Source organism: Bradyrhizobium sp. CCBAU 45389, from assembly GCF_028128625.1.
GTDB lineage: Bacteria > Pseudomonadota > Alphaproteobacteria > Rhizobiales > Xanthobacteraceae > Bradyrhizobium > Bradyrhizobium liaoningense_B.
Genome location: NZ_LBIY01000079.1, coordinates 20,821 through 33,212, shown reverse-complemented (window position 1 = coordinate 33,212; position 12,392 = coordinate 20,821). Strand labels below are relative to the sequence as shown.

Annotated in this window: 17 protein-coding genes and 1 tRNA gene; 6 read left to right on the top strand and 12 right to left on the bottom strand. The window is 61.8% G+C overall.

The annotated features are described in order from the left end of the window. Nucleotides 1-107: 107 nt before the first annotated feature. From XH79_RS11405 to XH79_RS11380, 6 genes are all read right to left on the bottom strand, one after another. On the bottom strand, nucleotides 108-263 hold the full coding sequence (locus XH79_RS11405; protein ID WP_212336750.1) for a hypothetical protein: 156 nt from the start codon (nucleotides 261-263) through the stop codon (nucleotides 108-110). A gap of 100 nt (nucleotides 264-363) precedes the next feature. Beyond that, nucleotides 364-606: a hypothetical protein gene (locus XH79_RS11400; RefSeq protein WP_212336748.1), complete on the bottom strand. Its 243-nt coding sequence runs from the start codon at nucleotides 604-606 to the stop codon at nucleotides 364-366. Nucleotides 607-744: 138 nt separating this feature from the next. Continuing rightward, complete coding sequence (locus XH79_RS11395; protein ID WP_271581710.1) at nucleotides 745-1,743, bottom strand: acyl-CoA desaturase; 999 nt, start codon at nucleotides 1,741-1,743, stop codon at nucleotides 745-747. A 122-nt stretch (nucleotides 1,744-1,865) separates the two neighbouring features. Next, the gene (locus tag XH79_RS11390) at nucleotides 1,866-2,492 is read right to left on the bottom strand and encodes a PilZ domain-containing protein (protein ID WP_271581709.1); all 627 of its coding nucleotides are present in this window, start codon (nucleotides 2,490-2,492) and stop codon (nucleotides 1,866-1,868) included. A 243-nt stretch (nucleotides 2,493-2,735) separates the two neighbouring features. After that, nucleotides 2,736-3,326, bottom strand: a complete 591-nt coding sequence (locus XH79_RS11385) for a hypothetical protein (RefSeq protein WP_271581708.1) — start codon at nucleotides 3,324-3,326, stop codon at nucleotides 2,736-2,738. Nucleotides 3,327-3,431: 105 nt separating this feature from the next. After that, nucleotides 3,432-3,506: transfer RNA gene (locus XH79_RS11380), tRNA-Glu, on the bottom strand. A 225-nt stretch (nucleotides 3,507-3,731) separates the two neighbouring features. On the opposite strand from XH79_RS11380, the gene XH79_RS11375 reads away from it, so the two are divergent. Genes XH79_RS11375 through XH79_RS11365 form a run of 3 tightly spaced genes read left to right on the top strand, consistent with a single transcriptional unit; the run spans nucleotide 3,732 to nucleotide 4,453 of the window. Then, nucleotides 3,732-3,986, top strand: coding sequence for a PilZ domain-containing protein (locus tag XH79_RS11375; protein WP_212336740.1), 255 nt, complete (start codon nucleotides 3,732-3,734; stop codon nucleotides 3,984-3,986). 53 nt (nucleotides 3,987-4,039) lie between these two features. Continuing rightward, on the top strand, nucleotides 4,040-4,285 hold the full coding sequence (locus XH79_RS11370; protein ID WP_271581707.1) for a hypothetical protein: 246 nt from the start codon (nucleotides 4,040-4,042) through the stop codon (nucleotides 4,283-4,285). A 6-nt stretch (nucleotides 4,286-4,291) separates the two neighbouring features. Continuing rightward, entirely contained in the window at nucleotides 4,292-4,453 is a 162-nt protein-coding gene (locus XH79_RS11365; RefSeq protein WP_271581706.1) for a hypothetical protein, read from the top strand. Between the two features lie 135 nt (nucleotides 4,454-4,588). Here the strand turns inward: XH79_RS11365 and XH79_RS11360 are convergent, their stop codons facing one another. The 6 genes from XH79_RS11360 to XH79_RS11335 all read right to left on the bottom strand — a co-directional run bounded on the left by XH79_RS11360 (nucleotide 4,589) and on the right by XH79_RS11335 (nucleotide 10,863). Then, the gene (locus tag XH79_RS11360; RefSeq protein ID WP_271581705.1) at nucleotides 4,589-5,227 is read right to left on the bottom strand and encodes a glutathione S-transferase family protein; all 639 of its coding nucleotides are present in this window, start codon (nucleotides 5,225-5,227) and stop codon (nucleotides 4,589-4,591) included. 381 nt (nucleotides 5,228-5,608) lie between these two features. Then, nucleotides 5,609-6,061: a VOC family protein gene (locus XH79_RS11355; RefSeq protein WP_018641785.1), complete on the bottom strand. Its 453-nt coding sequence runs from the start codon at nucleotides 6,059-6,061 to the stop codon at nucleotides 5,609-5,611. Nucleotides 6,062-6,308: 247 nt separating this feature from the next. Next, the gene (locus tag XH79_RS11350; protein ID WP_271581704.1) at nucleotides 6,309-6,995 is read right to left on the bottom strand and encodes a hypothetical protein; all 687 of its coding nucleotides are present in this window, start codon (nucleotides 6,993-6,995) and stop codon (nucleotides 6,309-6,311) included. A gap of 1,172 nt (nucleotides 6,996-8,167) precedes the next feature. Further along, nucleotides 8,168-9,082, bottom strand: coding sequence for a DUF4238 domain-containing protein (locus tag XH79_RS11345; protein ID WP_271581703.1), 915 nt, complete (start codon nucleotides 9,080-9,082; stop codon nucleotides 8,168-8,170). Nucleotides 9,083-9,352: 270 nt separating this feature from the next. Then, nucleotides 9,353-10,162, bottom strand: a complete 810-nt coding sequence (locus XH79_RS11340) for an HNH endonuclease (protein WP_271581702.1) — start codon at nucleotides 10,160-10,162, stop codon at nucleotides 9,353-9,355. 233 nt (nucleotides 10,163-10,395) lie between these two features. Then, nucleotides 10,396-10,863: a cupin domain-containing protein gene (locus tag XH79_RS11335; protein WP_271581701.1), complete on the bottom strand. Its 468-nt coding sequence runs from the start codon at nucleotides 10,861-10,863 to the stop codon at nucleotides 10,396-10,398. A 249-nt stretch (nucleotides 10,864-11,112) separates the two neighbouring features. Between XH79_RS11335 and XH79_RS11330 the strand changes: the two genes are divergently transcribed. Genes XH79_RS11330 through XH79_RS11320 form a run of 3 tightly spaced genes read left to right on the top strand, consistent with a single transcriptional unit; the run spans nucleotide 11,113 to nucleotide 12,139 of the window. After that, nucleotides 11,113-11,622 carry a site-2 protease family protein gene (locus tag XH79_RS11330; RefSeq protein ID WP_271581700.1) on the top strand — a complete coding sequence of 170 codons (510 nt, stop codon included), beginning with the start codon at nucleotides 11,113-11,115 and terminating at the stop codon, nucleotides 11,620-11,622. 53 nt (nucleotides 11,623-11,675) lie between these two features. After that, on the top strand, nucleotides 11,676-11,876 hold the full coding sequence (locus tag XH79_RS11325) for a hypothetical protein (RefSeq protein WP_271581699.1): 201 nt from the start codon (nucleotides 11,676-11,678) through the stop codon (nucleotides 11,874-11,876). After that, nucleotides 11,876-12,139 (top strand): hypothetical protein, encoded by a 264-nt coding sequence (locus tag XH79_RS11320; RefSeq protein WP_271581698.1) that lies wholly within the window; start codon nucleotides 11,876-11,878, stop codon nucleotides 12,137-12,139. The genes XH79_RS11325 and XH79_RS11320 overlap by 1 nt, the downstream gene beginning before the upstream one ends. Nucleotides 12,140-12,392: the final 253 nt, after the last annotated feature.

Genomic DNA, 12,392 nt, shown 5'->3' with positions numbered 1-12,392 from the left:
AGATCAATGGAATGCGCAGGTTTCTTCGATTCACGATGCACGTGCGCTGACGCCGAGTCCAGAGGCGAGGCGGCATCCGTCCCGACAAGGCACGGACAAGCGGCGGCCTAGCCACGCTTCCTTGGGCGGCCGCGCGGCGATGATGCGATCCGGCGGGCCCGCACCTGCTCCAGCTCCCAGAACGCGCGCACGAGGCACGTGCCGAGGCAGAAGACGATGAGCAGCAGCAGGAAGGCCTGGTCGACGGCAGGGATGTGTATCATGGCGCAGAATAAGCAACGCGCATGCCATGCGTTCCCGCATTGACCTGCGTTGGGTGCAGCCGGGCCGTTCGCAAAGTGGCTGGAGCCCGGGTTCCCAGCCTCAGTGCGTGGTGAATGGCGGCGGCGCTTCGGGGGCGATGTCGAAGGCGCCGAGATGGAACTCCTCGCCGATGAAGGCGCCCGCCTCGGCATGGTGCGCGAGCAGCGTGAATGCGGCGTTGGGGTATTGCTTCCAGATATCGAGATCGTCGGCGGTGATGGTGAGCCAGCCGAACGTGTACATGTAGCGCCCGGGCTCGGTGACCCGGCCGACCCTGTCCCAGGTGATCTTGTTGACTGGCATCCAGTCCCCCGATCGCAAGTCCGCAAATAACGTCCGGCATGAGGCTCGGACCGTCAAAAGCTGATCCCGCAATGGGGCCGCGATAGGGCGACGATGCGGAGGCAAGACGGCCGCAACGCGCGGCCGCCGCCTGCCGGTTCAGCGCGCCGTCGAGGCCGCCTGCGCTTCGGCCCGCTCCAGCTGACGGTGCGAGGCGTGGAAGACGTCGTGGACGAGGCCGATCTTTTCCAGGCCCAGGATGATCAGGCCGTTGAGATCGATCTCCCACCAGGCGTGCGAGATATAGGCGTCCCGCGGGAAGCGGTGATGATTGTTGTGCAGACCCTCGCCGAAGGTGAGGATCGTGGTCACGAACTCGTTGGTCGAGGCGTCGTCGACCTCGAAGCGGCGATAGCCGTAGGCGTGGCAGACCGAGCCGGTGAGCTGGCTGGTGAGGATCAGCAGATAGGCGCGGAGCAGGCCGGAGAACAGCACGCAGCCGATCATGGTGTGGACGCCGCCGAAGGTGTAGCCGATCACGCCGGGGATGAAGACGGCCGACATCCCGTACCAGACCCAGCGGGTGCGCACGAAGAACATCGCGATCGGATCGGCGAGGATGTCCTTGGCATAGTACTCGTTGTCGGTGGTCGCCTGGTCGAACACCCAGCTGCCCTGGGCATGCAGGAAACCCTTGAGCGCGCTGACGTAGCGGTTGCCGAAGCCGTCGAATTGCGGGCTGTGGGGATCGCCGACGTCGTCGGCATAGAGGTGATGGCGGCGGTGGTTGGCGACCCATTTGGCGATCGAACCCTGCACCGCCATCTGCGCGATGGCGCAGAAGAAGACGCGCATGATCGGGCCGGTGCGGAAGCTGCGATGGACGAACAGCCGGTGCATGCCGGCGCCGATGCCGAACGTCGTCAGCGCGAACATCCAGGCGAACGTAAACAGCTCGACCTTGCCGACGCCCTGCGTGACGGCCCAGACGATGCCCGCGACCGCGCCGACATAGAGGATGCCGAGCAGCAGATAGCTCTCGCGCAGCTTGGCCTGGACCAGCGGGCCTTCGGTGACGACGCCGGGAGGCAGCTGCGGTTTGGCAGCGGCGACGGTGGCTTTCGCGATTTCGGCCGGGGCGGACTCGGCGAGGGACATTCCGGGACTTCCAAACCTTAAGGCCCGCAATGATTGCGGACGTACTGGGTCACACCCTATCGCGCAGGGGCCTCCGCCTCCAGCGTTTAGTTAAGAAAGAGTTAAGATTGGTCTGGCCGGTATCAGGCTGACTGCGCCAGGGACGAGCGCACGATCAGGCGGACGAGGTCGTCCCGCGACTGCTTCTCGGCGAATTTGACCGCAAAGCCGTTGTCGAATTTGCGGATGACGCGCCCGACACAGGCACCGACCGCAAGCGCGGTTCCGACCGGCGGGTCGTATTCGCAGGATATGGCAACGCCGGCCGTGGAGACGTCGATGATGAAGCAGGGATGGATGCTGCCGTCGGCCAGCGTCAGCAATGTGTGCGAGACCTGCGGAACGAAGCGGGCGTCACGCCGCAGCTCCTGAACGCTGGCGTCCTTCTGCTTCTTCTCGAGCCAGGTCAGCTTTTCCGACATCCAGGCTCGCCGCGCCCGCGTCATCTCGAGCTCCATCAGGAAGCCCGCTTTCAGAGTCGCGCTGATGGTGCACTGGAATTCGCCGAAATCCTGGAAGTAGGAGGTCACGCGCTCGCCGACCTTGCCGACGACGGGCACGTCCACGATCATCCGGAACGGCGAGACGCGCTTGGTCCGGCAGGCGAAGGTGCGCAGCTGGCCCTCGCAATCGTACCAGCGCGGCAGCGAGTAGCTGCCGCTCACGGCGACTTCCACTGCTCGCTGCCTGAGGAATTCTGCGACGGACATGAGGCCAATCGGTTGCGGATGATTTCCGTAATTCCACGGTAGCCATCAATTTCTAAGCAAATGATACCGTCGCTCAGGAGCAGGGCTAAATTTCCGGTAAACGCGCGGGGCGCTGTGCGCCGTGATGCTCTCACAACATCGTCATTGCCGAGAGCTGCAGAAGCAACGGCTGCGGTGCCTATCCGAGCAGCACCACCAGAGCCAGCAGGCCGAGCCCGATCAGGAATTTGATCGTCGTCCAGGTCAGACCATCCGACCGGTGCTGCAATCCGCACCACGCCAATGCGCGCCGGATCGCGAGCGAGCCGAACACTTCGAGGCAGGCGAACAGAAGGGCGATGCCGGCGATGAACGACCATGACTCGGCCGGGGGGGCATCCATCGCGCGATCAAGGCAGGGACAGAGCCTTTCAGTGCGCCGAGCAGCGCGAACCATCCGAACCAGGATGCAAAGCCCTTGACGATATCGGGCCCGATCGCACCGGGCTCGAACCGGATGCCGGTCGCGGCGAGGATGCGTTCGATCCGCTCGTCATCGGTCAGGAACAGAAATGCGCCGAGGTAGAGCGGAATGCGCGACATGCAGAGAATGGCGATCACGCCGAACAGGACGACATGGGCGATGATGTCGACGAGGATCTCGAGGATCTCAATGCCAATCGTGCGCGATGGCTTCGGCGCGGCCTGCCGCTGCGGCAGCGATCTGGCGCGCGCCATGTGCTCCAGCATTTTGGCGCGCCGCTCCGGCGCGTAGGGGGCGGCGCGGTGCATCCAGGGTGGCGGCTGCGCGGCAACGCCGGCCTGGCCGTCCGAGGGGGATTCGCTCTGCTCCATGGGCCTGCACCGGTTCCAATCGAGGATTGGTCGGAGGCCGGGGGCGGGGAGGTTCACGAACGAGGACGGTAAATTCGCCGCCGCGTCCGCACGCTGTATCGCATGTGGCGCTCCCTAGCGGAATCGAACCGCTCTCTCCACCGTGAAAGGGTGGCGTCCTAACCGATAGACGAAGGGAGCAAACGCAGGGCCCCGCCGCTTGTGGCGGCACGGCCGCCGACCACCTGACTCGGCCCGGCGGCTTGCAGCGGGCGAACGTATAGTGGCCTTTGCGGCCGCGGGCAAGCCGTTCGGGAACGTCTTTTGGAACCGGTGGACAGTGCCGCTCCGGACATCATTCGGAGGCGATTTCAAGGGTTTCTTAGGGTTCCCTGAGCTAGCGTCGGAGGGGGAGAGTTTTAGCCGATGCCACAACCCAAGAAGCGCGCGGCCCGCAAGCTGCTGTCGCGGCACGCCTGGATTACGCTCGAGGGCGGATTCGCGGCGCGGCATTGCCTGGTCGAGGACATCTCCGACACCGGCGCCAAGATCATGATGGACGACGACGCGAGCCAGCTGCCGGGCGTGATCCGGATGGCGTTTGCGCGCGATGCCCGCACCGGACGGAGCTGCCAGGTGATCTGGCGCCGTGGCAAGTCGGCCGGCGTCAGGTTCATCTGACCTCACGCGCCTGCCGGATGGCGCGCGGCGTCGGTCCGGGCTAGAACGTCGGCATGCGTGCGTCACTCCTCATCCTGATCTCGTTGCTCATCACCTCCGCGGCCGCGGCCGAGGCGCTGCGGCTTCCGGCATCCGAGCCGTCGCGGGCGGGCAAGGCGTTGCCGTTGAAGGGCGCATCCGCCAGCGCGAAGGCGAATGCCTGCGCCTCGTATGGCGCCGGCTTCCATCTGGTCGAGGCGACCGGGACCTGCGTGAAGATCGGCGGCGCGATCAGCGTCGACGCCGGCGTCAGGCGCTAGAGCCACATGCCGCCGGATCTGTTGCGGCTCGATATCATCGTCCCCGTGCTGATGTATTGCGCGCTGCTGTGGTGGGTCGGTCGCGGCCTGAGCTGGACGGCAAAGCTCGCCACCGCGGCGGTGACGCTGCTGTTGATCATCTGCGTGGTGCTGGTCGAGCGGCGCTAGGCGCGAAGGTCAAAATAAAAAACTGCGAAAACAACCCCATGCACAGTAGCCGTCAAGTCGTGCGGCCACAGTGAAAGTTCGCGCGAGAGCGGCGATTTCGCGTGCGCGCGTTGCGCTTTAAGCGGTGCCGCCGCGTCACGACATCGGCGGTGCGACGAACTGTGCAAATCCACCTCGCTTGCCGAGCTCGGCGAGCCAGCGCGTCAGGTTCGGCTGGGCCGGCCGGCTGATGCCCTCGACGCCGAGCCAGCGCCGCGCGTAGGAGCCGATCGCGATATCGGCGAGGGTGAACTGGTCGCCCTCCATGAAGCGGCGCGAGGCGAGCAGGCGGTCGGCGATCGCCCAGACCTCGGCGGCGGCATCGGCATCGCGCTGCACCTGGATCATGTCGCGCTCGGCGGGCGCCGTGCGCACGATGCCCCAGAACACCGGACGGTCGACCGGCTGCACCGCCGACAGCGTCCAGTCGAGCCAGCGGTCGACGCTGGTGCGCAGCTTCGGCGCCTCCGGATAGATCGGCGTGCCGCGACCATGGGCGAGGCAGAGATAGCGCATGATGGAGTTCGACTCCCACAGCACGAAGTCGCCCTCGACCAGCGTCGGGATCCGCGCATTGGGGTTCATTGCGAGATAGTCGGCCTCGCGGGTCTTGCCGTATTGCATGCCGGCGTCGATGCGCTCGTAGGAAAGGCCGAGCTCGGTGAGGCACCACAGCACCTTCTGCACGTTGACCGAATTGGCGCGGCCCCAGATCGTCAGCTTGGTCTCAGGCATGAAGCTCCTCCCGCGGCGTTTTTTGTGTCGTAGCCCGGATGGAGCGCAGCGCAATCCGGGGTCTGTTCGTGCGGCGAGACTGTCCCGGATTACGCTGCGCTCCATCCGGGCTACGCGTCCGCCGCGTGATAGCGGAATTTCGCCGCGCCAGCGTCGGCGATTGCGCCGAGCCCCTCATGCAAAAAGCTCCGCCCGGGGCGGAGCCTTTCATCGCAAACTGAGCCTGAAATCAGTGGCCGAAGAACAGCCACAGCAGGATGATCACCGGGATCGGCACGCCCAGCATCCACAACAAGATTCCGCGTCCCATCGCGTTCTCCTCCAATCGCATAGTCCTGGGGTGAACGCGGGCCGCGGGGGCTTGTTCCTACTGAGACGGCCTTACCAATGGCCGGTATTCGGCATCGAAACCCACGGCTCCTGCGGCGGCTTCGGCTCGCCCTTTTGCAGCAGCTCGATCGAGTGCAGGTCGGGCGAGCGGACGAAGGCCATGTTGCCGTCGCGCGGCGGACGGTTGATGGTGACGCCGGCCTTCTGCAGCTTCTCGCAGGTCGCGTAGATGTCGTCGACCTCATAGGCGAGATGGCCGAAGAAACGGTCCTCGCCGTACTTCTCCTCGTCCCAATTGTAGGTGAGCTCGACCAGCGGCGCGCCGCGCGTCTGCGGCTGCTTCTTCAGCGCCTCGAGATCGTCGGCCGAGCACAGGAAGAGAAGCGTGAACCGCCCCTTGTCGTTCTCGATCCGCCGCACCTCCTTCAAGCCCAGCGCATCCTGGTAAAACTTCAGCGCGACATCGAGATTGCGCACGCGCAGCATGGTGTGGAGATAACGCATGGTTGTTGCTCCCTTTGACAGTCGGAGGGTTTTGCTTTGGGCCGGGACGGCGGGGGTATGAGATAGCAGGAAACGGGGAGGAGGGGCAGGGGGCGGAGGCAAATGTGCGTGAGGGAGAGACGGTTGGTGCAGTAAGCAAGCTGAGCGTGGACGACGAGCCGCAGCGTCGGCTGGGACTCGCGGATGAGTTGAATGCACTGTCACAGGAATTCCATAGCGCCGAAGGCGGGGGGCTTTCGGTCAAGGCTCACGCTGCGGTCGGTAACCTTCGCCGCGCCGCGCGCTCCAGCTCATTTACCGCGCCTGCCAGCTTTCGGGCTGCGCTGTTGAGCTTATCGATACGGGACTGTGTTTCTGGGCTTAGTTTGATGAGGTCCGGGTCCGCCTTCATAGTGCGGATGGGTTGACCGGGCTGGACGTTGAAACCTAAATTTTCCAGATCGGCAAACTTGCGGCTCAGCTCCTTCACCTTCACGAGGAGCGCGTTCAATTTCTTGTCGATGAATTCATGTTGCGCGCCCCGCCAGTGATCGGCGACGTCTTCAATATCGGTGATGAAGCTGTTGTGCCAATTTTGGTGAAAGTTATGGGTTGAGAGGAATTCGACCTGCTCAGGCGTGAATACCTTCCGAAACTTTCCGATCAGTGTGATGTCATTCGGGTTGGCCGGTTTCCGCTTGTATGTGCCGATACCCAGAACGACAAAGCCGAGCACGATAAGAGTCCAGCCGATGCGCTCCGGGGTATCGGTCCAAATGGATTGCGGAGTGTTCGGCCAAAGGGACGTGAGCACGAATCTGACGGGCTTATCTATCCAACCGACAAGCGCCGAGATTCCTCCTGCAATGAGCAGGAGGCCGCCTTTATTCCACGCATTTCCCAGCCAAATGTGGAGCAGCTCGACGGCCTTCTCGCCCCAATACTTTTGATCCATGCGCCCCCCTCGGAGATCGAGTGTAGCAACACCCTACGTTGCGCTCAACTCGCTCGCTCGCTACCGTTGCGTTGGTCACGCGGCCTGCACTTGCTCGGCGTTGTCGCTCGCCGGTTCTTCTTTGGGCGCGGGGAGGGGGGCGCTCAATGATGCAATAGTGGGACGGCGCTTAAGGCTCGCAGAAGAAGTCGTCACCGTCTCCTTCATCCCATACTTCGTGGAATTACGTAATTACGCTGACAGTGCACTGAATTTCAAATCAAATGGCAGCAGGGGCGAGTTCGGTGCACTGTCACCGTAATCCGATCGCGGATCGATGCCAGGGCGGAGACGCCGTCATCCTTACCGCGCAGAGGCGCGCGCTCGACCAGCGCCAATCGGCTGCCCGCTGCACTAGGCGCGCCCCCACCGGATTGAGCGACACGTAGTGCAGCGGCGCGGCGAGATGTTCTTCGTCCATGACGACGGCACCGAACCGGCCTTGCCAGAAATGTTTGAGGAGATAGCGCCGAGGCGCGCGGAGTTGCTGAACCAGGTGTTAGAGCCGCTCGAACGCTGTGGATAAGTTCCCGAGCGGAAGCCCGTAAGCCATTGATAAAGCTCGCAGTAAACTGGCAGTTTACTCGAAAATCCCGGTAAATCGTGGGGAACTGCCATCCAATCCCTTGCGTCGATTCGCGAAACAGCCGACAAATCTAAATCCCCCGGAAACACAGCAATGAACTTCCTCAATGGAGAGCTGTGCCATGTCGGACAAACTTCTCGTCAACCTGTGGGGTGCAAGCATCAGTGCTGACGGCGTCTGGGCAATCGGCGCTGCGGTTCTAATCGTGGTGGTCATCGCTGTCGCGAGGCGAAGGGCTTGATTCAGGGATCAGCCAGGGCAACACCCGAGAAAAGCTGGCGAGTGCTTTTCAACCCACCATCCACCGATAAGTTTATGGGTGGAGGGCTGAAGGGGAAATTGCAGGAGACTCTTGCCAACGCTGCAAATTAGGCCCCAATAGATCATCCCCCCCAGAAAGAAAGTGATTCAGGTCTCACGAAAAAAATGGGGACCTATGTCATGTCTGATCACCAACTGCGCTTCAAGGGCCCCGGTTTCGATTTTGATGCTCGGGGCTGGCTGGGTATTCTTGCCGCCATCGTCATCGTGGCCATGGTGCTGTGGCTTATCCGGTAGCGCCGCGCGCCTGCTGGATAGAGAGCTGTCGCGCGTGGTCGGATATCAACTTCCGGTCGGGCAGCGTGCCGATATGCTTCCGCACAAAGCTTAGGGCATTATCGTCCAGAGCCCATACGTATTGCCGGGCCTGAGACACGACTTGTTTGTTGATCTGCAAGGCCGTCGCTGTGTGGTCCCCCTGAGCGAGCTTTTGCAGCGCGACATCGTTCTCTGCGGCCGCAAAGGCTATCCGAGGCGAGATAGGCAGAACTATCGCGACAGAGGCGGTCTTTAAGTGCATCGGTAGGCATTGTGGCCGATCGGAGGTCAATAGGGTATGGCGCGATCTCCAGAGGTTTAGGCGTCCCCACCTCATCCTAGCGAGCCGGTTTGCGATGCCCTCGAGGTTCATCAACTGCTGGAGGAAATTCGAGGCAGCGATGGCGCCTGCGTTCGGGTCTGTGCGCGCGTCAAATTCCTCAAGGGTCGGTGGAAAGTCAGGTGGCCGCAGTTCGGAATAATTTTCCCGAAGCCTTCGAAAGCTCTCCCGGTAAAGGGTGAGCACATGCTCCTTGAATTCTGCGACGGCCTCGGGATTGCGGAAGAGGAGGGAGAGTAGGAACCTGATCCAGGCATCCCGTTCCTTCACCGGCACGTCCATGTTGCCGGCGATGAAGTTTTGCATGGCCTGGGCGGCCTCGGTATCGACCATGTGCATGAATGTGCGCTCGAAGTGCTGTGCAAGCTCCGGGGCCACACCCTCGACCTTGTACAAATCCTTTTGCCAGCCGGTGCCGTCCGGAGCCTTTGAGTGAACGACGACCTTTCCCTGGATCTTCCGTATCTCGCACAGGAAACCATTCGTCGCCCACTGCCGCAAATAGAAGACCGGGATGTAATGATGTTTACGGGGGGTGTTCATGAAAACCCGAAATATCAGCCAAAATAATGGACGTCTCTTTGGAACGCATTGACCGTGCACTCAGTTCAAAGAGCCGCTCAAGTGAGTTGAGTCCACTGTCACCGTAATCGCCTTTCACCTCGCCGCTCTCGGTGGCAGGAATTTCCGGAGCTTGCGGTATTCGCGCTCAAGGCTACGCTTTCGCTCGTCGGGCTCGATAAACGCCCCGATCATAGAGATGTTGGGGGTTGCCAAATCCCGTAAATGTGCCGCTTTCGTCAATAAAATGCATTAGCGGTGACCGGCAATAACCCGGTAGATCGGTGCTCCGAGTTTGGCGAACATCCTGATGCCGACAATGGCATATTCGACGCCGTTGCTGGTCTGCCAGCTTAGCGTGAGTTCGTGAAGGTTTACCGTTGCGTCACCGGGGTGGGTAGTCCCAGGCCCGCCAATTAGGCTGAAGTTCGGGGGCGGGGCGGGATCCGATAGGATGATCTCTGGCAACAGAGGTTTCAACTCCTCACCAACCACGCTCATGGCGTAGCAATGGGCGATCTTCGCGAGGAACTGCATAAACTTGTGAGTATCGAGGGCAGGGGTAGCCATACCTTGCAAACCAGCAGGCATGCGTGGTCCGTCTTCAAGAAACGGTTTTACCCAAGCCCCGTTGAACGATGGAATGTCCGCGGGTCGGCCAATGAGAATGCCAGGTGAATCCATCGTCATGAAGAACAGCATCAACGGCGTCCGTTTCAGAGGAAGGGAGATTTTGACCTCTTTGCCGTCGACTGTAGCATCCAGCGAAATCGTCTCTTCACCTCGCTTGCGTTTCTTCCGACGGATCCCGAGATGCACGCGAGGCGCATAGAGCACCGTTTTCATGATGGACTGCTCGAACAGATTTATCTTGCGCTCGCAGCTCTCACAGGCCGCCTGTTCGAGGATTAAGTTGCCTCCAAGGCTTTCGGGAATGACATGTTCATCGCCGAGCCTGCGGTCGTCCTTCTCGCGATAGCGCGTGCTTCCGCAATACACGCATCGACCTATTCGAATGCGAACAGCGGGGTCTCGGTCATTGCTTTCGAAGCTGGCAATCACGATGAATCAGGACGGTTGAAAGTCTTGCCAATACCACCTTTCCCGTGTGACAGGTAGGGCGTTGGTTTGGGCTATTCAGCGGGTGAAGCTTGACGAAGCGAAAGGGACGCCGGGCGAAAGACTCGGTCGCAACTACGGTGACAGCTTACTTGATTGACGCTGCCAAACGTGGACAGATGCTAGCGGGAATGCTGGCGAGATAGTTTAACGGGCTGCACCGCAGATCCTTCTTCCTACCTCTCCTCCGCCCCAGTCGCTGTCGCGGGGCCTTCGCCCATGATCAGCAGCACGGCGTCTTCGTCCTTGGCGCCGTCCCAATGCACCTGCTTGCCGGTGTGGGTGACGAAGCTTCCCGCGGGCATCGGCACGGTGCCGTTGTCGGGATCGAACTTTGGGCCTGAGCCGACCCACCAGGTGCCTTGCAGCACCACGATGTAGCGGTCGTTGGGGTGGAAGTGCGGGCGGCTGAAGTGGTTGCCCTTGGTCCACTTGTTGTAGACCATGTAGAAGCCGGGCTTGCTGGGATCGCCGACCACCACCGCTGACTGCGCGCCGCGCGCGTCGACCGGGCCCCAGGGGATCTGGTCCGGCAGTTTGTAGGTGACGGCGGCGGGATTGAGCTCGGCGGCGGAGGCGATGCTCAGCGTGGCGGCGAAGGCGAGGGGCAACAGCAAAAGGCGCCGGGCGCGGCTGGTCGTCATGATGACCTCCCTTTTATCGGGCGTCCGTTGCGCGCGCCCTGTGGTTGCAGGGGATGCTAGCCTGTCCAGTCGCCAGCGCAAGACGCGTGGCGCGCATGCGTGATCGTCTGCGATGATCGTCTCAGATGTCTTGCCGACGAGAGGCCGGGGTGGCAGGCATCATGAACCCGGGTGGAGTTCGCGGCGACGAAGGCCTGAATCGAGGGTCTTGGCATCGCATCACATGGGGCCAATTTTTGAGAAACATGCATGAATTGGGAATTGATCGCCCAGGGCCTCATTTCAACCTTGACGGTACGGATGGTATTGGCGGCATTTTCTGCCGTCGTGCTGCATGAGTTTGGTCACCTTCTGTTTGGTCGAATTGCCGGCGTTCCAATTCTGGGCGTTGTCATCGGGGAAGGGCGACGACTGTTCGGCTGGCGAATTGGCGCGACCACGTTCTCGGTCCACGCCATCCCATTCAGCGGCCATGTCGAGCATGACGAATATTACGGCGGCCCGTTGACGACAACGGTGCTCGCTGCCGGGGGAATAGCCGTCAACCTCGTCGTCGGCATGTCCAGTCTCGCGTTCTACCTGTCAGGCGAGCCGCATTGGCTCGACAGGATGCTTTGGGCCATCGCACTCGCCCACCTCGGGCTCGCGGCATGGAATCTCGTTCCGCGACAGTTCGAGGACGGCAACAAGTCCGATGGACTGCTCATGTGGGATGCATGGCGCTCGGCGAGGCGGGACAAAGCAGCCGCCGGACAATAGACCGTCAAACCCTCGGCAGTTGAACCCCGCCGGAGGTGAGGCGACTAAACGCCATGGCCGCGCTCGTTGCAGAACTCCTGTTTGATCTCGTCAGAAGCCTCATTGGCAGCTGGCTGAGAGAGGCTGCGGTGGCCGTTTGTGCGTGGCTGGACACGAAGATTCACGGCCGCGCTGCACGCTTTGTCGTGGGCGGCCTGGTCGGGATCGCCGCCTATTTCCTCATTCCTGTTATCGCCGGGCTGCTGGGTCTCTGATGCCCTCCGTGAAGACGAACCTCATCATTGCATTGGCCATCGGGGCGCTGGTCTCGGGGCTGCTCCTCGCCATCGAGCCGCTGACCGACTTCGCTTATCTTTCGCTGGAGTGGCCCGGCATCACCGTTGCGTATTTTTTCTGGGGAGCGGTCGGAGGACCGACCTTCCTCGGCATCGCCATTTCCTGGCTTGTGAATGCGCTCATCTATGGCTTCGGTGCTTTCGCCATTCTCAGCGCCGTGAAGGTGCTGAGGGAGGCATGAAGCGCTGGCTTCAGAGGTTGGGTAAGGTTGCGAGGGTTGCAGCGATTTGCGGCACCGTCGCCTGGCTCGTGCTTTTGACGAGTTCTCCGCAAGCGCCCGATGCCGCACATCCCGAGCGTTACGCGCACCGGCACGACGTCAGATATGTGAGCGAGGGGACAGAACGGGCTCTGCGAATTCTGCTCGGTTCATCGTTCACTCTGGCTCTGGTCGCGTTTGGATGTCACTTCGCGACCAGGGACACGGAGTGAAT